Annotated in this window: 30 protein-coding genes and 1 pseudogene; 8 read left to right on the top strand and 23 right to left on the bottom strand. The window is 42.4% G+C overall.

Annotated elements, in window-relative coordinates; genetic code table 11:
- Positions 1-46: 46 nt before the first annotated feature.
- Positions 47-409: a hypothetical protein gene (locus ACETMN_RS05290; protein WP_091015823.1), complete on the bottom strand. Its 363-nt coding sequence runs from the start codon at positions 407-409 to the stop codon at positions 47-49.
- Between the two features lie 98 nt (positions 410-507).
- Here ACETMN_RS05290 and ACETMN_RS05285 point away from each other — a divergent pair, with 98 nt between their 5' ends.
- Positions 508-840: a hypothetical protein gene (locus tag ACETMN_RS05285; protein ID WP_256975097.1), complete on the top strand. Its 333-nt coding sequence runs from the start codon at positions 508-510 to the stop codon at positions 838-840.
- A gap of 141 nt (positions 841-981) precedes the next feature.
- Complete coding sequence (locus ACETMN_RS05280; RefSeq protein WP_091015825.1) at positions 982-1,515, top strand: hypothetical protein; 534 nt, start codon at positions 982-984, stop codon at positions 1,513-1,515.
- Between the two features lie 120 nt (positions 1,516-1,635).
- On the opposite strand, the gene ACETMN_RS05275 is transcribed toward ACETMN_RS05280, so the two are convergent.
- Entirely contained in the window at positions 1,636-1,932 is a 297-nt protein-coding gene (locus ACETMN_RS05275; RefSeq protein WP_091015826.1) for a WXG100 family type VII secretion target, read from the bottom strand.
- A gap of 48 nt (positions 1,933-1,980) precedes the next feature.
- The gene (locus tag ACETMN_RS05270; RefSeq protein ID WP_091015828.1) at positions 1,981-3,327 is read right to left on the bottom strand and encodes a lipase family protein; all 1,347 of its coding nucleotides are present in this window, start codon (positions 3,325-3,327) and stop codon (positions 1,981-1,983) included.
- 156 nt (positions 3,328-3,483) lie between these two features.
- On the opposite strand from ACETMN_RS05270, the gene ACETMN_RS05265 reads away from it, so the two are divergent.
- Together ACETMN_RS05265 and ACETMN_RS05260 are read left to right on the top strand one after the other, a co-directional pair.
- The gene (locus ACETMN_RS05265) at positions 3,484-3,735 is read left to right on the top strand and encodes a hypothetical protein (RefSeq protein ID WP_091015829.1); all 252 of its coding nucleotides are present in this window, start codon (positions 3,484-3,486) and stop codon (positions 3,733-3,735) included.
- A gap of 22 nt (positions 3,736-3,757) precedes the next feature.
- Complete coding sequence (locus ACETMN_RS05260) at positions 3,758-4,084, top strand: hypothetical protein (protein WP_091015831.1); 327 nt, start codon at positions 3,758-3,760, stop codon at positions 4,082-4,084.
- 491 nt (positions 4,085-4,575) lie between these two features.
- On the opposite strand, the gene ACETMN_RS05255 is transcribed toward ACETMN_RS05260, so the two are convergent.
- Both ACETMN_RS05255 and ACETMN_RS05250 read right to left on the bottom strand, forming a co-directional pair.
- The gene (locus ACETMN_RS05255; RefSeq protein ID WP_091015833.1) at positions 4,576-4,857 is read right to left on the bottom strand and encodes a hypothetical protein; all 282 of its coding nucleotides are present in this window, start codon (positions 4,855-4,857) and stop codon (positions 4,576-4,578) included.
- Positions 4,858-5,085: 228 nt separating this feature from the next.
- On the bottom strand, positions 5,086-6,384 hold the full coding sequence (locus ACETMN_RS05250) for a galactokinase (RefSeq protein WP_091015835.1): 1,299 nt from the start codon (positions 6,382-6,384) through the stop codon (positions 5,086-5,088).
- A gap of 276 nt (positions 6,385-6,660) precedes the next feature.
- Between ACETMN_RS05250 and ACETMN_RS05245 the strand changes: the two genes are divergently transcribed.
- Positions 6,661-7,917 carry an MFS transporter gene (locus ACETMN_RS05245; protein WP_179198491.1) on the top strand — a complete coding sequence of 419 codons (1,257 nt, stop codon included), beginning with the start codon at positions 6,661-6,663 and terminating at the stop codon, positions 7,915-7,917.
- 141 nt (positions 7,918-8,058) lie between these two features.
- On the opposite strand, the gene ACETMN_RS05240 is transcribed toward ACETMN_RS05245, so the two are convergent.
- From ACETMN_RS05240 to ACETMN_RS05210, 7 genes are all read right to left on the bottom strand, one after another.
- The gene (locus ACETMN_RS05240; protein WP_091016222.1) at positions 8,059-8,379 is read right to left on the bottom strand and encodes a nucleoside triphosphate pyrophosphohydrolase; all 321 of its coding nucleotides are present in this window, start codon (positions 8,377-8,379) and stop codon (positions 8,059-8,061) included.
- Positions 8,380-8,606: 227 nt separating this feature from the next.
- Positions 8,607-9,104 (bottom strand): hypothetical protein, encoded by a 498-nt coding sequence (locus ACETMN_RS05235; protein ID WP_091015839.1) that lies wholly within the window; start codon positions 9,102-9,104, stop codon positions 8,607-8,609.
- Between the two features lie 41 nt (positions 9,105-9,145).
- Positions 9,146-9,439 (bottom strand): hypothetical protein, encoded by a 294-nt coding sequence (locus ACETMN_RS05230; protein WP_091015840.1) that lies wholly within the window; start codon positions 9,437-9,439, stop codon positions 9,146-9,148.
- On the bottom strand, positions 9,440-9,613 hold the full coding sequence (locus ACETMN_RS05225; RefSeq protein ID WP_179198492.1) for a hypothetical protein: 174 nt from the start codon (positions 9,611-9,613) through the stop codon (positions 9,440-9,442).
- A 60-nt stretch (positions 9,614-9,673) separates the two neighbouring features.
- Positions 9,674-10,159 (bottom strand): hypothetical protein, encoded by a 486-nt coding sequence (locus ACETMN_RS05220; protein WP_091015842.1) that lies wholly within the window; start codon positions 10,157-10,159, stop codon positions 9,674-9,676.
- Positions 10,159-11,421 (bottom strand): WXG100 family type VII secretion target, encoded by a 1,263-nt coding sequence (locus ACETMN_RS05215; protein ID WP_091015843.1) that lies wholly within the window; start codon positions 11,419-11,421, stop codon positions 10,159-10,161. The genes ACETMN_RS05220 and ACETMN_RS05215 overlap by 1 nt, the downstream gene beginning before the upstream one ends.
- 174 nt (positions 11,422-11,595) lie before the next feature.
- Positions 11,596-12,117 (bottom strand): hypothetical protein, encoded by a 522-nt coding sequence (locus ACETMN_RS05210; RefSeq protein ID WP_091015845.1) that lies wholly within the window; start codon positions 12,115-12,117, stop codon positions 11,596-11,598.
- Positions 12,118-12,259: 142 nt separating this feature from the next.
- On the opposite strand from ACETMN_RS05210, the gene ACETMN_RS05205 reads away from it, so the two are divergent.
- Positions 12,260-12,601, top strand: coding sequence for a helix-turn-helix domain-containing protein (locus ACETMN_RS05205; RefSeq protein WP_091015847.1), 342 nt, complete (start codon positions 12,260-12,262; stop codon positions 12,599-12,601).
- Between the two features lie 80 nt (positions 12,602-12,681).
- Here ACETMN_RS05205 and ACETMN_RS05200 read toward each other — a convergent pair whose 3' ends face one another.
- From ACETMN_RS05200 to ACETMN_RS05160, 9 genes and pseudogenes are all read right to left on the bottom strand, one after another.
- Entirely contained in the window at positions 12,682-12,789 is a 108-nt protein-coding gene (locus ACETMN_RS05200) for a topoisomerase DNA-binding C4 zinc finger domain-containing protein (protein ID WP_256975126.1), read from the bottom strand.
- A gap of 38 nt (positions 12,790-12,827) precedes the next feature.
- Positions 12,828-13,865, bottom strand: coding sequence for an RES family NAD+ phosphorylase (locus ACETMN_RS05195; RefSeq protein ID WP_256975127.1), 1,038 nt, complete (start codon positions 13,863-13,865; stop codon positions 12,828-12,830).
- Positions 13,866-13,920: 55 nt separating this feature from the next.
- Positions 13,921-14,236: pseudogene (locus tag ACETMN_RS05190) on the bottom strand (NgoFVII family restriction endonuclease); the annotation flags it as partial.
- Positions 14,237-14,691: 455 nt separating this feature from the next.
- Positions 14,692-15,261, bottom strand: a complete 570-nt coding sequence (locus ACETMN_RS05185) for a hypothetical protein (RefSeq protein WP_143786510.1) — start codon at positions 15,259-15,261, stop codon at positions 14,692-14,694.
- 229 nt (positions 15,262-15,490) lie between these two features.
- Positions 15,491-15,976 (bottom strand): hypothetical protein, encoded by a 486-nt coding sequence (locus ACETMN_RS05180; protein WP_091015852.1) that lies wholly within the window; start codon positions 15,974-15,976, stop codon positions 15,491-15,493.
- A complete protein-coding gene (locus ACETMN_RS05175) occupies positions 15,973-17,166 on the bottom strand; it encodes a WXG100 family type VII secretion target (protein WP_411736400.1) in 1,194 nt (397 codons plus the stop codon). Before ACETMN_RS05175 ends, ACETMN_RS05180 begins: the two co-directional genes overlap by 4 nt.
- 255 nt (positions 17,167-17,421) lie before the next feature.
- Positions 17,422-17,706: a DUF4183 domain-containing protein gene (locus ACETMN_RS05170; protein WP_091015856.1), complete on the bottom strand. Its 285-nt coding sequence runs from the start codon at positions 17,704-17,706 to the stop codon at positions 17,422-17,424.
- Between the two features lie 82 nt (positions 17,707-17,788).
- Positions 17,789-18,619, bottom strand: a complete 831-nt coding sequence (locus ACETMN_RS05165) for a DUF4183 domain-containing protein (RefSeq protein ID WP_411735854.1) — start codon at positions 18,617-18,619, stop codon at positions 17,789-17,791.
- A gap of 384 nt (positions 18,620-19,003) precedes the next feature.
- Complete coding sequence (locus ACETMN_RS05160; RefSeq protein WP_411735853.1) at positions 19,004-19,384, bottom strand: hypothetical protein; 381 nt, start codon at positions 19,382-19,384, stop codon at positions 19,004-19,006.
- 87 nt (positions 19,385-19,471) lie between these two features.
- Here ACETMN_RS05160 and ACETMN_RS05155 point away from each other — a divergent pair, with 87 nt between their 5' ends.
- The gene (locus tag ACETMN_RS05155; protein WP_411735852.1) at positions 19,472-19,702 is read left to right on the top strand and encodes a hypothetical protein; all 231 of its coding nucleotides are present in this window, start codon (positions 19,472-19,474) and stop codon (positions 19,700-19,702) included.
- Between the two features lie 153 nt (positions 19,703-19,855).
- Here ACETMN_RS05155 and ACETMN_RS05150 read toward each other — a convergent pair whose 3' ends face one another.
- Positions 19,856-20,329 carry a DUF4362 domain-containing protein gene (locus tag ACETMN_RS05150; protein WP_411735851.1) on the bottom strand — a complete coding sequence of 158 codons (474 nt, stop codon included), beginning with the start codon at positions 20,327-20,329 and terminating at the stop codon, positions 19,856-19,858.
- Between the two features lie 170 nt (positions 20,330-20,499).
- Between ACETMN_RS05150 and ACETMN_RS05145 the strand changes: the two genes are divergently transcribed.
- Entirely contained in the window at positions 20,500-20,949 is a 450-nt protein-coding gene (locus ACETMN_RS05145; RefSeq protein WP_411735850.1) for a hypothetical protein, read from the top strand.
- Positions 20,950-21,058: 109 nt separating this feature from the next.
- Here ACETMN_RS05145 and ACETMN_RS05140 read toward each other — a convergent pair whose 3' ends face one another.
- A complete protein-coding gene (locus ACETMN_RS05140) occupies positions 21,059-24,544 on the bottom strand; it encodes a glycoside hydrolase family 2 TIM barrel-domain containing protein (RefSeq protein ID WP_411735849.1) in 3,486 nt (1,161 codons plus the stop codon).
- Positions 24,545-24,620 lie beyond the last annotated feature (76 nt).

The following is a 24,620-nucleotide window of genomic DNA, read 5'->3' as shown; positions in this document are numbered from 1 at the left end:
ATACTACCTCCTAATCCTTGTACGTCCGCCTATTCTAAATTGATTTTCACTTTTTATAATAATCCATTACCCGCAACCGCGTAGTCAGGATTAAGGTCTGAGGAATAAGCACGAAGACAATGTACATAAGTACAATTAACCATAGATGCGCGGCAAAATTCTCCGCACCGAATGATGGTTCCGGGCGCTCAATCCAATACCACCAGCACGGGATGGCAATAAACCATGTTAGTCCTGTCGAAACGAACATGTCTTTTACATCGCTCCACAGAAAGCAGAACACCGCGACGAACAAAATAGGACCTGTCCAAGAATCCAATATTGGTCCCCAGCTCTGAAAGACAAAGATAATGGCAGGATAAAGAAGGTTGATGGTCCAGCGCCATATGTTATTAGTATAAAGATTCATAAAGCTTCTCACCTCATTACTACCGTTGCAATTGTACTAGCAGAAAAATTAGAATAAAAGTGTCGTTAGAGTTTATCACCAAAAAGGAGAATGAAAGCTTGATCAAAACAAAACTTATGGCTCTATACTTACTTGTTTTTACACTTGCAATCGGAGGATGTTCTAGCCTGTCCACATCAGATAAGCAAATCATTCTTGAAAAAGCTACACCCGTCAGCATCCAATACATTAAGGAGTATTATGACGCAGACTTTGTCATCACGAGTCATGATATTGACGACCCTTCAGTCCATTCCCGCTTGTACCTATATGGTCATGTAACAGGTCACGAAGATGAGCATATTACCGTTTCATATAACTATGACACAGTTGAAGTCATCAGTGTGACAGGACCGGGTTGGTTCATCGATAGCCGCAATCCCAAAAAATAAGATCCGGCTACACTGCAATGATACATACAGTTAGCTCGTTCTTTGCCTTTGTTAATTATGGGAAAGAAATGAACAGATGAAGCATGATTTTGGATAATATAGCTCATACTACCTTCAGGAAATTATTGAAGGAGTGACAGCATGAGGTTAAAAAGTATCATCGCCGTTGGAGCCGTGTTAACCTGCTCATCTCTGTTATGGGGCTGTGGCAATGGCACTGCGAATAATACTTCCCAGCAACAGAATGACACCGTTCGATCGGAGAGTTGGAGCGATCCCAAACGACTGGAAGCTTCCCATTTGGAGGCGCTTGAGCGTATGGAGAAAGATCACATCCACCGAATGGTTTCGCTTAGCGCAAGTACAGATGGAGACAAGGTGATGACCACACTTGAACGATCGAGCCAAAAGTTGGAGGAGATGAGACCCCTCGCTGAGATGCTCCAGTACGAAGGCCATCCCGCATTATTACAGCGAATTCAGGAGATGTCTGGTGATATCCAAGGTTCCAAATCGGTCATTGCTGAGATGAAAAATTTGCCTCAGGACGGTAAAATTAAGATCCAGTCTGAGAACTCCGATTCTTTGCATCACATCAGCAGCTTCCACGATTACCACCAGTATATCCAAGAGAAAATTCAAACTTTGAACAAGAATAATACTGATTTACACTAATTAGTAATAGCTGCTTGCGCAAGTGACTTCAATCGATACAATTGTATGAACGAAGCAACAATAGTTAGGTGGGAAGATTACTTCCTATCTGACTATTTACGCGTGAGCAGATATAGACAATCACTGTATCCTGCTGCGATTTCTTTGATCCTCTCTGTCCGCTTCCTCCATCTTGCGAATGTATTGCTTCAATTCCTCCTTATGAGCTTCAAGTTCACTTAATCTAACAGCAGCACCTTCAACAAAAGACTGCATCTTGAAAGTTAGCACCGATGCTGATGTCCCTACCCAATCCTGCTGCAACCTTCCATGAATCGTACGCATCTTCTGTTCCTGTTGTATAAGCCGTTGCTGCAATTGTTCGCATTGTTGAACGGCTCTTCGTAAATCCGACAGGGATACGGATATTCTGCCCATGTCCAGTTTCCTCCTGTTAATCTATCTATATAAATTCCATTATTATTTTTACTGATCGGCGATTACGAAATCCTCTCTCTTTCGTTCAATATAATCTGCAATCTCACTTATGGATTCCTGGTACCAACGGTTAATTTGTTGCAAAGTAGCTGTTGCATTATAAGCAATAGGTGTAAAAGACTGACTTTCGCTCGTTGCTATATGGGTCTGGAACATCTGAATAGAAGCTTGTGCATCGTTGGAAAATCCGCTCAAACTCAGTCTCATTTCTCGAGCAGACTGCGCTAATTCTTCCGGTGTTAATTGAATCTTACCGCCACCAGAACTACCTACTCCAGATATAAACGAAGCTACTGCACCAGACATCACATTAGAGAACACAGCCATTGCTTTCTGATGTGCAGTCCATCTTGGAGAAATATCAAGCGTCTCTCCCGTACTCCGATCGATTAACGGGCCAATTAAGTTGCCCTCCTTATCAAACTCATATTGCTTCATGGAGTGGTACCCCTTGCCTTCGTCCTTGGAGAAGGAATCCAATAATCTAACGATATTTCCAATGTACAGCTTATCTAAATCTACATCTATTCCAACGTCATGAACCAACATCGGGGAGCCTGCACCGAGAGGTTGAAAAGGGACCTTTAACTGTAATTGAAACTTCCAGTTCTGATACATTGCATTAGCGGTATCAAAATCCTGTCCCTTGTACACCGTAAGTCCAACGTGCCTGTCATATTCACTTACTCCGCCAGCTCCTACAGAATCACTCGGATGAACCACATTAACCATTTTGTTGTCAAAGTGACCTTCATTCACCTTAGCCAAACTTATATCATCCAGCAGATTCATTACACTTGGAGCACTATACGTCATACCAGATACATCATGACGAGCAGCTACATATTGAGCTAAACCACCGCCAAGAGAATGGCCTGTTAGCGAAATATCTGAATCAGGATAAGCCTTCTGTACAGCCTCATACAATTCTTCAGCTTGATGAAACTGATTGTTTTCCCAACTTGAATTATCCATCATGAGTTTGAATGGACTATTTTTGAAGATATTATGACGCTCTGGGTCGGTTATGGAATCTTCAAGCTTTCTCGTTCTTCCTCCTACGACATCAAAAGCATCTGTCTCCCAATCCGCGAATATATCTGTCAACTTCCCTTCTGGTTCAGTTCCTCGATAACCGATGACAATCTGATCTGTAAGATCATTCTTTAAAACAACTGCGTCGAACCCAGACCTTCTATGCAATCTTGCTCCATCTGGCTCAATCACTTTCCAATTAGCCGAATCCAATGTATCAGGGTAATCTCCTTCATTCAAATTAAGATAGGCCAGTTCCGAAATTTCCTTATATGTTTTATCAGTTATATAGGTATCCATAAAAACTCCTCTCTGTTTACTGAACTAAAAAGTTAAAGTATATTTATAAAGTGTTAAGTTCACATATATAGGAGGTTGAAGAATATTTTTAAAAATATTCAATTTGTATCTATTCTACTTATAATCTTAGCCCTTATATTGGGAGGATGTAATTCTATGCCGAATCAAGACAAAATTATTGAAGAAGCAACTCAAGTGGGTCATCAATACTTTATTGATCACTATAATACTGAAGTGGAATTCACTGATCATAAATTTATGCCAAAAGATCTTAGTCACAATATCAGTTTGAGTGGTCATGTTAAAAATAATAAAGAAACCGAAATCACCATCCTCATTGATTATGACACGTTTGAAGTTCAAACAGCCGTTGTACCGAAAGAGTTACTTGACCAAAAAATCAAGTAAGTTCCAACAAGGAGTAGTAGATATGCTTATTATTAAATATCGTACACCTCTAACCCTATTAATATTGATTAGTATAAGTATCACTGTATTTTGCGGTTGCATGTTCAACCAGCAAAAAGAAATTGTACAAAAAGCCGAGATCGCAAGCCTAACTTATTTTAAAGAAACCTATGGAATTGATGTTGAGTTTACAGGCCACAAGTTCATTCCGTCTGACTTGTCTCATACGGTGTCACTGACAGGGTATGTAAAAGGAAATAAGACCCAAGAAATATTCTCAATGGTGGATTATGATACTTATGAAGTCAAAACAGGCTCAGTGCCCGAAGACATCAAACCTCTTAAGTAGTTTATAAGAAATATTAACTTTCAAAACTTTAGGGCCTTGTACAGATACATGGCTCTTTCATATGTAATAATAGGGATTTCATAGCCTAATCTCATCCTCTTTTTTCCAAAGAAGTAGAATCATTATAGTCCATCTTCTGTTAATCGTGTATACGACATATAAGAAATGAGCACAAAGTCTTTATAAATTTCAGGCATTAAATCTTACACATTATTAGTTATAGGACGTTGTTACCAGAATAATTTCAGCAATTTGCATAAATATGTGAAAGTAATGGTTTATAATTTTTTCAGGCAGCGACGCTTCATATACATCTTTACACTCGTCACTGCCTATACACTCATAATGCTAGCTCCTCACTCGAATCAGATACGTGAAATATGAAGCCCTCCTGATTCATCAATTGGATTACGAGCAGCAGACACAGTAATTCACTTTACACCACCACAGTCAGCGCCTGGCTTTCACACTTTTTCCTCTTCTTTACAGCTTCATTCCACCCACAACGATACCCAGATGAACATGCTAAATAACAAGACTGGTGCAAGTGCGCCTGTGGCTAATATGATCCAAAGTGTCGCGGGCTTGATCCTTTGGCAGTATGCATCGACCTTGCACATCCGATCTTTGCGCCACTTGGCGAACCTTAGCTGTTTTATCATCCGATTCAGAATGATTTGCCGCTGCTCGCCCTCTTCGAATTCATCGATCGCACGCCGCATCTCCTCGTATAATTGAGCCTCTTCCTGCCCAGCCACTGTAGGTGTAATCATCTGATCCTTCCTCCCATGAGAACATTATTGAGATACAGCCTCTCACCTAATCGAACCATCATTAATACGCCTGTATTCTAGTCACTACCAACCTAACTAAACCACTACTTAAATAACACATTACTGACCTTAAAAGTTTGAAGTCTTTTCAAAAAATGAACAGGCCAAAAAGCCCGAGCTTAGCCCGGACTTCGTAGAAACATGTTAGAACTATTTATCTGAGTGCTTTTAGCCTGCGTTAGAGATTAATGCATTCAGACATACTGCGCCTTGTGCACGCACATTAACAACAATAATTGGCGTGTCCAACATGTCGTGCATCCAGGACATATACTCTTCCACTTTTTCGTTCGGAAGAATTGTAAGAATAACCCCTGCGAATCCACCACCATGAATACGACAAGCGCCGTCACCCAGGTTTTGCAGATAATTCTCGGTCAGTGCCAGCGCGATGCCAATCTCTTGCTCCTTCACAGCACCACTCTGATACACATTCTGCAGCCACTTCCATGATGAGTTACCGGATGCTGTAATCAGTTTCAGGAAATCAGCAAAACGTCCATCCCGCAACGCCTGAACCTGACCATCGACACGATTGTTTTCCTCCAGGAAATGAAGCGCGCGCAGCACGGCACGATCCCCAGCCGCTTCACGAACCTTTTTGAGATTGGAGTAGATTGCGTCTGCCGTAATTTCCCGAACATACTCACTGCCCAGCGCCTGAGCAACCGCTCTCATCTCATTGGGCACAGCCGCGTAATCTTCCGTCAGATCGGCGTGGTTGCCACCTGTATTCACAATGACCAATGAGTAACCAATCTGTTGGAAATCCCACTGAACTGGCTCGATAACCGGCTGTGCTGGATTTTCAAAGTCAATAGAAATGAGCCCGCCGTATGCACAAGCCATCTGATCCAGCAGACCGGAAGGTTTATTCCAATAATGGTTCTCCGCATACTGACCGATTTTGGCCAAAGTAACAACATCCATTGTTCCATCATTATAGAAGTGATTCAAAATCGTACAGATCAACATCTCGAATGACGCCGAGGAACTCACCCCAGATGCCGAGAACACGTTACTTGACAGGTACGCCTGAAAGCCACCTACTTTATATCCGAATTCTCCAAATCCCGCAGCCATACCGCGAATCAATGCTGTTGTGCCATCGTCTTCCGTATTTGGCGTGAGGTCCGTGAGATCGATTACATATTTCTTGTCATAGCCTTCTGAGTAAAAGGTAATAACCGACTCCGCAGTTGGTGCTGCCACTGCAATCGTATCCAGCGTGATGCTGCCCGCCAGCACTTTCCCATGGTTATGATCCGTGTGATTGCCCCCAATCTCACTGCGTCCTGACGCGCTGAACAGTTTGCTTCCTTCTTGCGCGCCAAAGTACTCTTGGAACGTTGCGTTCAGCTTCGTGTAACGTGCAGTCTGTTCCTCTACTTGTGATTGTCCATACATTTGGGCAAGCAACGCTTGGCCCTCCGTGGATTGGATCAGATTCAATGGTTGTGTCGTCATTAATAATCCTCCTATGGATGTGCAGCTTTTATTTTTGGGCTGTTGGTGAACATGGTTGTCGCATCTGTTTCATGCCTTATTCCTCTCCCATTATCTCAGCTTCACAGCGGAAAAGGTAGGGTAGAATTGAAAGTTTGTAAGCGTTTTGTGAAGTTATTTATTGTAAAAATAGGATTGAAAACCATTTTGCAATAACTTACATTGTTATTAAGTGAAAACACATTATTTCCCAATCTTATTATAGCTATGCTTTACATCTTATTGGTGGAGGGAACGATGAAAATTAAGTCGAACTATACCAAGTTATTCGGTGCATTTTCGCTTACATTTTTGGGTGATGGACTTACGCTTGCTGCGGTTCCTTGGCTCATATCCACTCTTACAAGCGATACGCTGTATGCCTCTGTCACCATGACGGCACTTCGTTTACCATGGCTTCTCTTCAGTCTGCCCGTGGGTGTTCTCATCGACCGTTACTCACGCAAACATATGCTGATTTGGGCTGGCTTTACACGAATGATTCTTCTGCTCGCTCTGACGTTATGTATCTGGGGAGGATGGGTGAGCATTCCGATTCTGGCTCTGTTCATGTTCGGGATCGGCCTTAGCCGGGTGGTATTCGACAGTACGGTGCAGACGGTGATTCCTCAACTGGTAGATGAGAGTAAGTTGGAAAAAGCCAATGGGCAGTTCACCGCCGGACAGTTAATCACAAGTGATATTCTGGGCGTTGCGCTGGGAGGGTTCATCATCACCCTGCATATTGTTTTTCCTTTTGCCATAGACGCCGTAACGGCTGTTATTGCTCTGCTCTTTTTAATCAGTATGAAGGGAAACTTCTACCCGGGGGATACCGAAACAACTAGGAAGGAAGTTCGCCCGATGAATAATTGGAAACGCGAGATGTGGTCCGGTATTCGATATGTCTATCATGATCGTTTTCTCCGCGGATTAGCCATTCTGTCTGTCACAATTACGCTGATGTATTCCGTCATCCTGGCTACTCAGATCTTCTTTGTACGAGATGTGCTTCAGTTGGATGCTTTTGCATTCGGTATGCTCATCTCCATCGCAACCATCGGCAGCATTGTAGGCAGTCAGGCTGTTGCATATATGCGCAAGAAATGGAGCACAAAACAATTAATTATCTCCTCCATTCTGTGCATGGGAATCATCTACGGTATGGTGGGTCTAACCACTAATGCATATATGGTAGGTGGACTGTATTTCTGTGCTGCTTTTTTCATCATTGTCTACAATGTTACCCGTTCCTCCATCCTGCAACGTTCCGTTCCTAATGAGATGCTTGGCAGGGTGGGAAGCGTGTTTCGCTTTCTATCCTTTGGCATTAGTGCCATCGGTACGCTTCTCGGTGGGCTATTGGTGCGGATCAGTGAAACGACGTTCGATCGCGTCTTCTCGCTGCAACTCCCTTATCTCTTGTTAAGCCTAATCTATATCCTGTCTGGTCTGGTATTTACCATGAAGATGAAGAGTCATTCAGAGAACCAGCAGCGCAACATCAACGCTTGACTGTAAGAATTGATGAACTCACTATTATTTCCGGCAAGGGAAGCTATTTCACAGTAACAAAATAATCCCGGACGCATGATGCATCCGGGTGATCAGTTCATCTGCCAAGTGATCTGTAATGAGTTGCGTTTAACATTAAGCTTAATCGACATCGATCAGATACACCCGTTCCTGGAATCCACCACGCTCCTCGGCTTTGTCTGCCCGCAGCTTGTCTAGCTGTGCCGCATTGGCACCGTGTACCTCCGCCAGCGCTCGAATGACTTCCAGAATGTCTGCCAGTTCTTCCAACGCTTCTTGATCGTTTCCTGCACTCATGTATTCTTCGGACTCTTCACTCAACTTCGTTCTTAACTCCTGCTTATACTCCTTTGGGTCCAGAATACGTGTGCGGCATTCCTTACCACTGGATGTGATAATATGCGGAATCTTGTCCCGTACCAATTTGTTGTATGTAGGCATGTGGTATAACATCCTTTCTGCTTTGGAGGTTTTCCAGCTTTTCGACATAATATCCTTTTTTTTCATTATTCCACTTGCCATGGAGGGCGATGGGTTGATTTTGTAAAGTGGTTGGGATGGAATGAGGAGATAAAAATAACCCATGACTACTCGTATTCGAGTTGAAATGGGCTTTCTGCCATTATTAATGTCTAATTGTTCTGCATCAAACTCTGGTTCAGAAGGATCTAAGCCAACAGTTTTGAGACAATAACATTCGTATCCATCATTTCTTTATCAATCTCGACCAAGCAAGTGTCATCATCCATAGCTGGTTCATAACCGATTCTAACTTTCTCAATTGCATACTTCTTCTTAATATCAAGAATATACTCTATTAACTTATGAGCTTTTAACATTGTCTCTGATTTTTCTCCGCTGAACAACTCCTCTTCAGGAAAATTCATAACGATATCTCCAGATTCCTCATCGAATGAAATTACAATCATCACGTCGTTATAGGTATGACCTAGGTTAAGCTGAGATAATAATATATTCCCCGTTCCCTTAGGAGAAAGAATCTCTTCAAGGCTCTCTATTTGCTGAAATTCAATATCGTTTTCACTACGGTTATCATAAAAGTGAGAACTTTTGATCCGATCCACCTGAATGTTCAAATCATTTTTAATGAATTGATCCAGGCTGTTTTTGCTAAACTCAATTAAAATCATTTCCAAGCGTTCCATAGCCAAACCTTCTTACATCATATAATTCTATCCTAATGTTTTTAATTCGGTATTGTAGGTAGGTATAGTTGTTTATGTTTCAAGTCGAACCATTGCTCAATATGGTCACATAACACTGGAATGTCGTGAATCGCTTGCTCACAGATTTCTTTATATGAATCTTGAAGCACTTCCTCAATTTCCAAATTCACCTGATATGCTTCCGTTTGTTTTGCATGGTAAACATCTGCCGGCTCAATAACGTAATTTTGGTTTTTGGTTAACGGACTTACATGAATCGTCCACTCAAGGTTACCCTTGAAGTACTGAATACATTGCTTTAATTGCTCGTACACCTAATCAGCGTTGTGGAATCTAAAATAAAAACCCGCAGGACGCTCATAGATCCGATCCGGATTATACATCTCTGTTCTATTCCATTCGTACGACCCTAATTTGGCCAATGTATACGCCATGAGTTCCAGCATAAACACCTCTTCCTTGCTTTTTAGATAAATACTTTTTGACACGATACCCACCTCACTTGAGAGTACGAATCATGGGCTGTTGATATTATGTCTCATTATTACTCAAATCGAATCGGGATTAACATAACACCATTCGGAATGAATTGTATTTTTCAGAATTTTCTCCAGATCAGATAAGGTATAGACCCAGTCTTCCTCCATCCATACCACCATCTGAGGGTGTCTCGCAAGAAAATGATATAAAAAGGTTAGCGTAACCTCTTCATTTTGATAAACTTCATCTATAATCAGCGTGTTAAAATATACTCTCCCATCATCTCTCCATTCCAATTCTCTATATTGATATTGAACAGGTTCATCATATACATCGACTCTGATGTTATTCTTTTGCTCACTACGGCCCAACTCTTCTTTGTCTGAATGAGTAATTCCCAAGGAGCAATGTTTCATGTTCAGTTCTGAATCTGTATCTTCACCTCCAAAAACTAAAGTTAATTTTGCTTCCAGACAAGCTTCTTGTATATCCTGGATCAAACGCGCAATGGGAATATTACTATTTTCTTCTACTAAAACAAAAGCAGATGCCATTACTTCAGTACCTCCCTTAATTCTTCTAACGAGTTAACCACTTTGACGCCCTTGCTCCTTATATATTCGATTTTCTCAGATGCAATTCGCCCCGTATTTTCTAGTGGCGCGTCTATATATAAAATAACTTCCTTCTTCTTGTAATTGAAAAACTCTTTATTATTTGTATCCACTAATCTATCTATTTGGTCTGTTTTCACTGCTCCCGCTGACTTTTTCACTTCAATAATTTGTGAGTTCGTTACAACATCCAAATCCGTAACTCTTAATTTATTTTCTACATTTTTAATTTCCACCCCAAATCCAGTTACCCCGACATGCCGATCTACAAATTCGCCAACTTTTCCTTCAACAACTTTCCCTGTGTCTCGGCTATGTTTTGCAGCTTCTATAGCATTGGTAATATTTTTGGGATTGTGCTCTACCCAAACGATTTTGTTTCCAGCTAGGTTAGTATACTCTACTTCTAATCCTTTGTTCGTTTTGCTGACCATTGGGTTATCGTGCAATATTTTGGTTTGAAGGTGACTAGGCGTTACTTTTCTATCTTTCGGTAATCTTAATCCCTCTTTCGGTAATCTTAATCCCTCTTTCGGAACCTTATAACCCTTATTAAACGTTCCAGTAAACGCCAACACGAGCTTAGCAGTCTGTAAACCTCCTATAGCAACTGCTGCTTGCCATGCAGGTATCGATTCTCCAGTTACGGGATGATGACCTTCCTTAAATGCGCTGATCTGTTCATCATATATATCCCCACCACTAGACACCGGTTGCTTCGGCCCAGCTCTCATTTCCTCATAGGTGCCACCATTTTCCCAATACTTAACAAACTCCTTTTGCCCTGGCATCCCATCCTCTGCTTCACTGGCAGGCATGTTAACTCCAAACAAAGGGTTATATACCATTCGTCGTTGCTCTTCTGGGTTACCTGTATTATGGTTCATCATTGTATGGGCAGCAATCTGTCCAGCAACGGCTCCCAAGCTCACCTGTTCCTGATCCGCTTGTTCGAATCTCTCGGCAATCGCGAACAGATCTTGGGATGACTTAACCATACTTTCCAGTGCTCGATCCAGTACAGGACGTGACTGCTGAAAATCATAAAAAAATTGTTCCTGCGATGCTCCCGCCCACTGAGACTGGATAAATCCGATCCGTGCGGTCAGGTCATTACGTATCCCCTCCAACTGTTGCCTACCCTGCTCGATCTGCTTGGATACATGCAGCAGTTGCTCTGGTGTCACTTTAATTGTACTCATAGTATTCTCCGCCGTTAGAATTAGGATTTTACAATGTTAGCAGAAGTTTGTTGCAAATACATCCATCCATTATCCTGATTTTCCCTTTCCCAAATAAATAGCTTTCAGTACTTATAATCCTTCAGTCCCATTCCACATGAAAAGAACCTACAGATCATCATGATACGCCTTATATCAAAAAAACTTTGTTGAATTATCATTCAATCGAGTGGCTAACTCCTCCAATATGTCTTCTGTTCGTTGAAAAAGCTTTTCGATGTTATCAAGGTCTAAATATTGATCCTCTTGACGTTCCTCTAAAGATGACATATGTTGCATCGTGCCGATGAACAAAGCGACATCCAATCCGGGTTCAGTGTCCGTATGCACTAGAGGCAAGATTTCGTTCATGGTGAGTTCTTTGGGTGGATGAACTGAATGATACTTATGGGTATAAAGCGCCTTAATCATGGAGGCTAGAGCCCAATCACATAGAATTAGGCAGGCTTTAAACTGATTGTGATTACGCATGATGGTGGCAAGTTTGAGATGATACTTAGCATGTTGGTGATAGGCCATTATTGTGGTACGTAGCATATGGTAAGCAGGAATGTGTTTGGACCTAGGTTGTGTGGAGATATCATGGTCTTGCAAACGTGGGGTAAAATCTACTTGGTGATTACAATGTGCTTCGGTTATGGACCAATTTCTTGCCATTGTCATCCCTCCAAAGAGTTAATACCAATATTATACAACAAAATGATACTTATAGTAATCAAATTATAAAAATTGTATTATTCATTTGGTGTTTACCTTGAAGAAACTTGTCTACACTTTTGAACATAGAGAGGTGAATACCATGAACGAAGACAGAGAAGTTTTGAAGCTGGTCGGAGCCAGAATTCGCGCACTACGCAAAGACAGAGGGTATTCACAGGAATCCCTCGGAGAAAAAGGTGGATTTCATTTTTCATACATAGGACAGATTGAACGTGGTGAAAAGAACGTTTCTTTGGTGAACCTGGCAAAGATCGCTGAGTCACTTGAAGTAAACTTAATACAGCTTTTCGCTTATGTAGACGAGGATTTTCATTTCACAGAGTCAGAAGTAGTTATACAGGAGATTTTAGAAATGTTAAGAGATGCCTCCCCTGACAGTATTCAACTAACCAAAAATGTGATACGTGAAATATTAAAGTGATCTTGAACATAAAAATAACAAAGACAAGGCAGCTTACAAGCTGCTTCGCCTTTGTTTCTCCGTCATTTTATTGAGGTCATTCAGATAGCTTTCGTTTTTCTACAAGTAGGGTAGCTGCTACATCCCCAAAATTCCACCCCATCTTTATTCTTACGTTTAACCATTACAGCACCACAACTACATTTGATTTCTATCTATTTTTTAATGTTTAAAGTTAAAGTCCCAACTAGATAAAGTCATCCCAACTATCTACAGGTTCGTACTCAATATGAATTTGTTTAGTTCTATACAAACGACTATTTACCCATGAAGCCTTCTCTTGATTAAATAAACAATAATTTTTCCCATTTCCTAATGCACTACCGTATGCCAGACCTTCATAATTAAGATGTTTTGCTAACTCAGCAACATATTGGGTAGGTATATAATTAAAATATTTTGTTTCCTCTTCCACAGGCTTAGAGAGTTCCATATTTACTTTATTGGTTAATGAATAAAGCTGATATTGCTTAAAAAGTGTCTCGCCATAGAATGTATTGTTATTGAATGAAGAGATACGGATATTATCTTCAATTTTCACAGTAGCAACGGAAACTTCTTTTCCTTTATAGGGTCTTACTTCTGCAATTGCAGTTTCTAAGTTTTCGGCTAAATATAGATAGGGGATTCCCTTTGGATTGATTCTTCCCTCAGAAGCTAAGTGTTTGGGTGGATTCATGATTTGGTCGCGTTCATATGGTGCACTGCCATGCTTATTTACTGACTTACCAAGTCTCGCACGAAAAAGGGTCTCTTCTCCATTTAACTGCATTTCATTGGTTTGGAGTATTTCAATTAGAGATTCCTTTAAGTTAGCGTCAATTCCGAAACCAAACCGATTACCATGTTTAATATTTTCTTTGAAGCTATTCCAAGTGTTAATTATATCGTCCTCTAACTTGACGCTAAATTTCCCATTCAGCAATTCTCTACCTATGGATTCGCGAAATAATTCGTATAATAGTTCTTTCGCAACTGTTGATGATAGAGCTATACTTAATAGGTCGATTTGTTTAGTAAAGAACCTTTCTAGTTCAAAGCCTGAATCATTTGCTCTAAATTTATCCCCAAAAATGGACATATTTCGAGCAAAAAAGCTATCTTGAACATCAATTGTTCGAACGCCTTGAGATGTACAAAATGAACAGTTATCAACTGTCCCCTTTTCTTGAATATATTTTTTAAAGGGTTTGTAGTTAAAACAATTTTCACAGCAAACTTTCATCAAAATATTCCTCCTGAAGAAGTAAATGGAATAACAACTAACAGGTATACTATAACACATAGGTCAACACTTCCACCTGCTCATCCAGTTGCAATTCGTTGTACTCTTCTTCCCCCAGTGTACCTTTGAGAGTAGCAATAATCTCATTACACGTTCGGATCTGCGCCAACACTGCCGTCTTATCTTCCGTCTGTTCCCGCACAATCTTGAGCGCTCGTCGGGTCACCGCCGCCAAATACGTAGACAGCAGTTTACGTGCTTCCTCTGCATCCAGCTTCTCGGTTCCAATGTTATACACAATCCGGGTCCAGCGCCGAAATCTCCTGTCTGGTGATGGTGTTAATAAGCTGTTCATATATGCCTTGTTTCATGAATGTACCTCGTGTGGGTGTAGGATGGTTGTGGATATGTAGGTGATATCAGCTAATGATTTGGAATAGGTAAAATGTTCTCTACTCTATTATCGTCCAGTATGGGGATATTTTCATTAGTTGTTCGAGTATAAGAGAAAGGAGCACTCACTATCGCCTCTGAACGTCAGGAGTACCCCACTTTGGGTATGAGCTATTATGAAATTAACATTATCAATCTGCTTCCTGCCCAAAGTAAGTACCCAACTTGAATCGTGACATATATGATGTATTCCATAGTCCTTAGTTTCCTTTGCCTTTTGATTTTACGTAACTCTAGAAAGTAAAAAAAGGCACCAATGAGTAAAAGAATCACTGCTAATTCATTAATTATTTCTAGGATGGATATGCTCCTCATCTCCTTTCATACCAAAGAACCTCTTACATTTATTAGACATCAATCACACTCATAATTATCATTCGTACCTTGGATTTAATGCGTCTCTCCAAACGTCATCACCAACGAAATCTACATTATTCTCTTGAAAATAATTTCGGGTCTCTTGCTCCAGATCATTCAAGATTTGGGGCCAATCATTTTCGTTAGTCTCCTTGGATTCAAAATCCCCAACAATGTTCAGCCATCGCTGGTTTAACTGCTGATACTCCTCGATCCTGGCTTTAAGTTCAGGTGTTACAGGATAACTGGTTACATCCAGCCTCTCGAACGTCATTCGCATACGTTGAAGTGTAGTGGGTAATATGTCACCTAGACCTAGATCGTTTGTGAATAAAGCTGGGGGTTTTACCAGCCAGTTGGCTTCTTCGCTGAAACTTAGATTCATCAAGTTATACTTATCCATAATCTGCGTCATATCTGTAAAGTTGTAATAGAGCTGGCTGCCTTGTTCTCCATCCTCAACCATCTCGTTTGTTATTTTCATATTCTTGAGTATTCGGTTAAACAACATATCATTATTGATAATCGCACTCTTCAGATCAACGAGATCTTGGCGAACATTCATCGTTAGATACTGTTCATACATTCTTTTCTCCTTATATTGGCTATAAGTTAGAATAAGTAAGAATACAAATCCAATGCAGCATCCAATCAATAAAAGTTGCTTTTTTAGTATCATGACAAGCTTTTCTCCTAATAATTTATAGTAAGAAGCACCTCTACGTTTGTGTGGTAGAAGTGCCTTTAAGTAGTATCATTATTTCATTCTAAGTAGTGGAGTAAAACCATCTAGAATAATTCTCCACCCTCATAACTTATACAATCTTTTCGCTACACCACTTTGGATTGTACGGCCTTTGACTTAATCTCAAGATATCGTCAGCTGCGTAATACCACTCAGCATCATCAAACCATAAGTAATCTTCCCTATTAAGTTGAAAATACTCTACTACAAACCTATAAATAAATTCATATTCATGATTAATATTCACAATATCCACTGCCCAAAAATAATCTGTTGATTGGGTGAGCCATGTAAAACTATCATATGAATCTTCGACAACTTTATTAACGTTAAAAGTGAAGTATCTAATAGTTTCTTCATCATCAGTATTTAAAAGGGTCTCCTCATTTACTTCAGATAGTGTGCCTTCTGCAGATTGAAAGTTGTTATCTGGATCAAGATCAACTGATAAATGAAAACAATACATATTTGCTCTCTGTGCTGCATGCTTAAAGTTCTCAAGAGTCTGCTCCGGAGAATAATTTGAGATTTTTTTTAGAATGATTACTGAACTCATTTACTTATAACCTCCTTCAATTCGTCTAATGAGCTAATTAATTTTATATTCTGATCTTTTAATTTTTCAACTAAATCAGACTGAGTTTTATTTTTTACAGTTACATCTTCGATGTAATAAATAACTTCTCGATTGTCATAGTTAAAATAATTTTTATTTGATGGATTGATCAACTTATCCAGTTGTTTTTCATCTAAGGCACTTAAAGACTTCTTAACCTCAATAATATGCGATTCTGTCAGAATATCGATATCTCCTGCTTTTAATTTATTTTGCAATTTCAACTCTATACCTGTACCTTCTAATCTACCAGTCTCTCTTATTGTCTCTGCCACTCGCTCCTCTAAAATATCACCAGTTTTTGAGCTTCTCAAATTTTTTTCGATAATTGCATCTATATCCTTAGGACCTTGATTAGTCCAAGATATTTCATTCCCGAATGAATTTGTGTATGTGGTTTTAGTGCCTTCCGTTCTTAGCCTTCCATCATGGTTCAGACTATTTCCCTCACTCTTCTCCTTCTTACCTTCCACTGCTCCACCCGATTCATGGTGATCCTTCGAGTGCAAGGCTTTGCCAAAGAGAATATAGGAGAAAGCCTGGCCTAACATGGCACCTTTATAATAACCCGACTTATCCTCATCGAGCTGCTTCTTCTGCTCATCCACAAACTGCTCGATGTCAGACCTTGCCGTTCCTGTGCCCCAAGCCGCATCCCATGCAAATCCAATACCCCGCCCAACGTCTACAACTTTGCCTACGGTCATGGCATAGGCCAGACTGGTTAATGTACTAAACGGATTATAAATGAACGATTCTGCCATCTCACCAAGTCCCGTAACGGTGTCACCAATTGCTTTATCGACCAGTCCGGTGCCGAAGCTTGGCTTTAGTTCTTCTGGGATGTACAATGCCACCTCACCTGAGCCGTCCGTTGTTCTGAAGTTCATTGCGATAAACGTAAACTCTTTCTGGATTTCGTCCAACAGCCCGAGTGTAGTCGGGAACACTTCTTTTGCCTGCATAAAATCCCAGAAGAAACGTTCTCCGGTCACACCCGACCAATCGGATTGCAACATATAGATGGATTTTTCCAGTTCCCAGATCATTCTCTCCAGTTCCTGTTTTTTCTGCTGGACCAACCGGGCTTTTTCCTCCAATAGATCGGGATGTACCTCGATTCGCTGCATTCCCTTTTCACCGCCAACCTGAACGTAGTTTATGTACCTAAATTTTAACAAGTGAGAGTGAGGATTGGAATCAAACGGAAGGATCATTTACTCAGAGGTTATCCGGTAGTTCGGCAACATCCTTGGGTAACTATTTCTGCACATTAATGCATGGATAAATGCCGTTGAGTCGACTGGGTATCTTGTACAAAAAGAACGACTTCTATCTCAGATAGAAGTCGCACAAGATAACGTTACAGCATGATTACATCTTCATTAAGATACTACAAATTGTACGACAATTGGAGTCCCTGCATTTAATGCATCTCCACCGGGAATTGTAATTGTAGTCGTGGTAGCCGAGGATGTATCTGCTGTTTGCATAAGGCCATTAATATAAAGATTGTAATAGTTGAACGTGCCTGGAAATGCCGTTGCAGCTACACCCGCGTCATTTGTAAAAGCTGTCGCAGCAATCGCAAACGTTGCTCCAGTCCCGGTTCCATCACCAATGGTTGCAGCAAATCTCAAACTGTTCTGAAAGGGTGTCACAAGTGGCATGTTTCTCACCTCCTACCTAACATAGTATATGTGGTAGGTTTGGGAGTAGTGAAGGCAAAGGAACCGGTAAATTAAACCAATTTTAACCATTTATGATATTGGTTGTTATTATAATTATCTCGATAGTAATAGGTGTCCCTGCAAAGATCACACCGTTTTGGGACGAAAAAGACAACCTATTCGCACTTACACTGTATGAGTTTCCTGGTTGAACGATTCCGTTGATATAAAGATTGTTAAAGCTGTTAAGTCCAATCCCGCCAAATTGGGTTATGCTGTCGCCATCGTCATTAGTGAATGCTATGGCAGGAATTATAACTGAGACCGACAAATCCAGATCGGTATCCGGAAAATAGAAGTAACGGTTTGCCGTAGGAATGATTTCAATTCCGGGTATGGTGCCCGGCGGACCTTGCTCACCTGGGGGACCCGTTGGTCCTTGCACTCCGGGAGTTCCCGGCTGACCCGGCTCACCTTGAGGGCCCGCGGGACCCTGCGCTCCGGGAGTTCCCGGTTGGCCCGGCTCACCTTGAGGGCCTGCGGGACCCAGCGCTCCTGGAGCTCCCGGTTGACCCGGTTCACCTTGAGGGCCTTCGGGTCCCAGCGCTCCGGGAGCTCCCGGTTGACCCGGTTCACCTTGAGAGCCTGCGGGGCCCTGCGCTCCGGGAACTCCCGGTTGACCCGGCTCGCCGTGAGAACCTGCGGGACCGTGTGCTCCAGGAATTCCCGGTTGACCCGGCTCGCCGTGAGATCCGGCGGGGCCCTGTACACCTGCCACACCTTGCATTCCAGGGCGACTCACAGTCTCCAATTCATGTTGTCTCAATGGAGTGAGCAGTGGGCCAGGCTCATAACATACCTGGTTGTTGCCTGCCCCTCTCGGTAATGCAATGACTTTTTTGTCACGGGCCATTTTCTGCGATCTTACTGGACGCTTCAGGGAGCAGCGTTTTCTCCGATAAGATCTTCGGATAATATGGCATTTCTTTCGTTTTCCCAAGTGTTTGTTTCTGCATTTCGACGTAGAACGACTGGGCCTCAATTTGTTGAGGGTGGCTGTCCTCTTGTTCAGATACTTCAAAATGGTCATCTCCTTAGGCCAAGGCACACAGTATATATGCCCTATACTATGTCCTTAGCACATTCGGAGAGTGTGCGAATAACTATGAGGGAAGCCCAATAAAAAAGACAAGAGTCCTTCTATAGTTGTCCTTTGTCTTGCCAGCAGGGCCTCGCAGATCATATTTTATGTTTAACTCAGACGATCAATGGGAGCAAACTTCTTTTTAGTAGACTCTTACCTCTTCTTAAAATGCTGAACGATCTCTTCCGGTTCCTGCGTCTCCAATGTGATCTGGCCTTTCTGGAATAGGATCATGTATGGATATGATTTCAGACCAAAAATCTTCTCATAATTAAACTTATTTTCATCACGGACATTATAAAAGGTTACGTTAGTTATTGGGCCTTCTGCCCTCAAATTCTCGTTATTCACTTCATTTAATTGCGTCTGTAACTCAACAATAAATGGTCGCTCCGAAGGTCGGTCGGTAAATACAATGAGTGATGCATCATTCCTCTGAAACTGAGTTAGTTGTTCTATGGCTTTCTCTCTATTGTCCTGACCACATCCTGTTAATAGGAGTATTAATATACATAACATCCAGAACCTCTTCATTAAATCCCTCCTCCAGAATATGATATAATTGGTTATTAATGATCAACTGCACTTCAATACATTTTTTCTCTGAAAGGAGCACTCACATTGAACAAAAAGAATATTATCATTGCTCTCATTATTGGTCTTGTCATATTGCTACTTCCGCTTGTACTTTATTTTTTTGTTACTAATAAGGTAGAATCCGCACTTCCCGATTCAAACATCCCAACTCAAACCAAAACTGTAGAAGGGCTTACCATCACCCTGCTTAATGAAAACTATACAGATCATGAAGTGAAGTTGGGTTATGAGATTCAGGGCGATGAAGTAGTCTGAGAATGATTTAACAGACGCGTTTTATAATAAAGAGTCCAATGCTTTGTACAGATAAAATCCCGATTTTCCACCTTTTATATAACTACAAAAACCTGCACAGCCAGCCTCGGCTTCACAGTTTTTATTAAGAAATTGCATGTGGATACATCTCATTTAAAGCTTAGGCATCCAAAAGGGGTTCTCTTCCTTCTCACAACCAGTTAAGACGTAAAAAATACGTCCCTGCTCACTCTTCATCGTCCTGATCCCTTTGCAGGTGTCGGTCTTCATTCCGTGTTTGGAGCCATAGAGATCCCTTGAGTTATCGTAAGTCGATTGAATAGCTGAGCCATCGTATATCAATTCCTGGATAATAGCCCCACCTTCAATGGTATACATCGTTACACGAACCTGATCCTGCTGTTTTTTCTTCACATTTTTCATAAATGTGTCCCACTTATCTTCGTTCCGTATGTCTCCATGAAGCACAACCACATCCCCGCTTTGCTCCGCTTGCTCTGGATTATGGGGCTCAATAATTTCTGGAAAAGCTTGCGTAATTCCGGAAGCATCCGTTGTTGGATCATTTGCTTCACAAGCAGTTAACAGCATTAAAGCTAACGATAGGATAAGCATACTTTTTCTCATTCCATCACCTCATGTATGAAACGGTTCAATACTATCCTTTGTTGCATGATTATGCTTAATTTGTCATTTATCCGTAACTCCCTCGTTGTCCCAAACGTTTAGAATCATAGAAATGTATAAACAGGAACGAAAATTTTAGTGATTTATCATTCTGCAGGGGGTCTAATTTAATGACGTTAAAAACAATGCTCGGTGTAGCACTGGCTCTATCTGTACTCATATCCACCCATTCAGCCAATACAGCGACTCTAGCTTCAACGAACGAACGGCAGTCAAAGGGATTAGCCCATGAAATGGAGCGTTCCGTCCCAGCATCTCCCTCTGTTCTGCTCATTGCCCCAACTCAACATGAAGGTCGTTCCGCATACAACGGCAGCTTCACAATGGTTGCTTCGAACGGGACACATGCCAACATATCAATTGGAAACAACAGCAACCACACGGTATATATGAAAATGTATATCGATGAAGTAAGTGAACCTATGGAGACATCTATCAGCAGAAATAGGGATAAAACGATCAGTTTGCTTGCATTACAAGACACGGATATTAAATTGTACATTTATAGCAGGATAGGTCATCACTTAGATCTCTCAGTTGAAGCAGAGCAGGTTCATTGATGTTTTCTTCCACACCTACATACAAGAAAAAACCCTTCACGCAAGCGATTCAGATCCACGTTCCCATGGACTGATGCCTGCTTGAAGGGGTTTTATATTTACATCATACTTACTTCTCGAAACGGAACCAGTTGAAGTCAAACTGACTTCCCGGCAAGAAGATAAAGATTACCTTTTGCACACCTGTCACACGTTCAAGCTCAAACACCCGCTCCTCATATCCTTCGGATTGTGTGAACTCAACCAGCTGGTTACTCTGTCCATCCTCACCTGCGAAGCGGATATGAATCGTATTCTTATCTATTGGTGAATGACCATAGATCACGAGCTTGGATGTGCCTTCTGCCATAAAGTCCATGTTTTCAAACTCCAGCGACACGTTGTTCCCGATACCTTCAACACGATCACCCTCAATTTTGAACGTATCTCCGTAGAGGTGATCACAGGATGTAGCAACGTTCTGTTCAAAAGCACGACTCTGACGTTCGAAGGAAAATCCTTTAATATGAATCTTCTGTTTCAGTACAAAACAGATCGACGTTATCCCGCTAAGGCGCTTGGACAATTGGTAGGTCTCTTCCTGATACACATTCCAGATGGACTCTTTGTCATACACCACATCCGCGATCATCGTACTTCCCTCTTCATCCGGCATGCCTTCCCAGATCTGAATGAAGTACTCTTCACTCGATAATGCAAAGATCGGAATGGTGATCGTATCGGAACCATAGGGTCCAAAGTCGATATTGCGGAAGCCCACATGGGTCTCCCCGTCCCGACTTGTTGCTACACCGCGTTCATTCCCGTTACCAACCTCACCTTTGGTGTAATCATACAATCCGCCCGTGATGAAGCCGTATGGATCTTTGTATGCTGTTCCTAGACCCTCCGCCTTGAATTCCAGCTGGGAGATGAGTTTTGTTTTATCCGTACCATTTGTACTGGTAGCGCGAAGTCGGAACGCCCCGTCACCAATCGCGGATACTTTCACCGTATGTTGATTCTCTCCATTGCCATCCGTTCCCGCAGGAAGGACTTCCACCTTGGCAATGTTGGATTCGATGCCCCCATCATTCACAGCAGCCCACTCGATGTCCCGATAGGACGTGTTCTCCGGATACAGCTTGACGGTTACGACCAGCTCCGGGTTGGACGGATCGAGAAGCTGTCCTGATTCGCTGATGATCTCGATTTTCCGCAAAGGAATCTCCTGAGCGTTACCTGTCAGCACCGGACGTTCTTCATTGACCATGAAAACTGGTTGCACTTGTTGCTGACCATCGACATCCGTCACATCCACAACCTGAACTTCATACTCAGCGGTGGCACCTTCCAACCCTTCCGAAGATACTTCGATCCGTACCGTTCCAGCCTCATCCGTTGCCCCGATAATGGCCATCAGTTTGCCACTAAACAACCTTCTGCTGAGCCCTTTGTATGGATCGTAGTCCGTGCTGTCTCCATTATCCAGACCCAGTAATCGCCCTGCACCAGACACCTGAACCTGCACGCGGTTGTTCGCATTGTGCACCGGATTACCCGCTTCGTCTTCCACCGTAATTTCCACGAAAATGAGATCTGTGCCGCTCGCCTGTAATTGCTCCCGATCCGCCTGCAGACGAATCTTCTTCGCATTCGTAAAGGAGCGTTGTACATCGGTTGCAATCACAACACCGTTCTCATCATAAGCGATTGCCTTCAGCTCACCCTCTTCATAAGGGACTTTCCACCAGCCGGATAGCTGTGTTCCATGGGCGTGATCGATGTCGTAGGTGCCAATCGTCTTACCGTTGAGTTGCAGCTCAATCTTCGGCGCGTTGCTGCACACGCGTACATCAATGATCTGACCCGGGTTGAAATCCCAATAAGGGAACAGGTGAACCATCGGATTTTTCTTATAATCGGTCCATGCTGCCTGATAGATGTAATATGCGTCTTTCGGGAACGTTGCCGTGTCCAGTTGTCCAAAATACGAATTTTTCGTATGATACGGTGTCGGTTCGCCAATATAGTCGAATCCAGTCCATAGGAATTGGCCCAATGAATACGGACGATCCCGCTCAGCCAAAATGCAATATTCAGCCGACTTCGCGCCCCAGCTTGTCGTGCTGTTCCCAAGCGCCGAGCACTGCTCGTCATCATCAGCCAGGATCGGCTGTTCGAACGGGAAGTGATAGATGCCCCGACTTTGCACCACTGATGAGGTCTCACTGCCATAGATAATCCAGTCCGGATGTTCTGCATGATGTTGGTCGTAGTACTTTTCCGCGTAGTTGTAGCCAGCCAGCTTCACGATATCCGCACATTTTTGAGCATTTTCCCATGGCATGTAGTTGGAACCAATGGTCACGCCCGCATTGCCCTTTGGATCAAATTCCAGCACATAATCCATCAGCATCCGAGTCACTTCCTGGCCGCGCTCATCCGCATGGGTATCATAGATTTCATTCCCGATACTCCACATGATCAGACTGACATGGTTACGGTCGCGCTTCACCCAGCTCTTCACGTCCGTATGCGCCCACTCCGGGAAGAACCTCGCATAGTCATATGGCGTTTTGGCCCGTTCCCACATATCGAAGGCTTCAGATACCACGAGCATACCCATCTCGTCCGCAAGTTCCATGAATTCTTTGGCTGGCATATTATGCGCAGTTCGAATGGCATTAACGCCCATCTCTTTCAGCAGGATGAATCTTCTACGCAATGCCGTCAGGTTAAAAGCAGCACCCAACGCCCCGAGATCATGGTGTTCACACACACCGTTCATCTTCGTGTGGACCCCGTTCAGATAGAAACCTTCACTCGGATCCAGCTTAACGTCCTTGAATCCAATACGTTGGGATACCGTCTCAATGATCTCTTCGCTCTGATCTTCCGAGATCAGTTTCAGTTCGGTGACCAGCTCATACAGATGCGGTGCATCTGGGCTCCACAGGTTTGGATTCTCCACAATGATCTGTTGGCTATCTGCCGATACCACCGCATTCTCACCCACCAAAGCCGTAACATTCGCTTGGCTGGATGCCACCACCTGACCTTCATACCGGATCGTATGCACCAACTCTGACTGCTGATTCTGTTCTAGGCTCAGCTCCGTATCCACTTCCACCTGCCAGCCACCCGGTTGTTGCTTGATAGATACATACGTTCCATCCGTAACAATATGGTTGCGATCTCTTGTCTTCAGCCACACGTTGCGATAGATTCCAGCCCCGGAATACCATCTGCTGTTCGGGCTCTGATGCACCACTTTGACTAGAATTTCATTCTCGCCTTCCACCAGTGCATTTGTGATCTCATGTTCAAAAGCAGAATAGCCATACTTCCACTCCCCAACGAGCTGTCCGTTCACATACACGGAAGAGTCCATGTATACGCCATCAAAACAGAGCAAAAGCTGCTGCTCATCCTTCGTGTAATGGAACGTCTTACGGTACCATCCAATGCTGTCTTCATACAGTTCAAGCGTATTATATATCAGCCAATCATGGGGAAGCTCCACAGGTTCATACACCAGACCCGCAGGTTCCGTAACGTCCAGCTTACTTTTCACAAATTGCCATCCATCATTAAAAAGCCTCTTCTGATTCATGGTAGATTCTCACTTTCTTGAAGTAAATTATGATTACGGTTACAACAATAAATATCGATTTTTACGAAAACCTTTT

The sequence above is a fragment of the Paenibacillus sp. M2 genome (genome assembly GCF_046713495.1).
Classification (GTDB): Bacteria; Bacillota; Bacilli; order Paenibacillales; family Paenibacillaceae; genus Paenibacillus; species Paenibacillus amylolyticus_B.
Note: the sequence above shows the minus strand (reverse complement) of the source record. Positions and strands in the feature narration are given on the sequence as shown.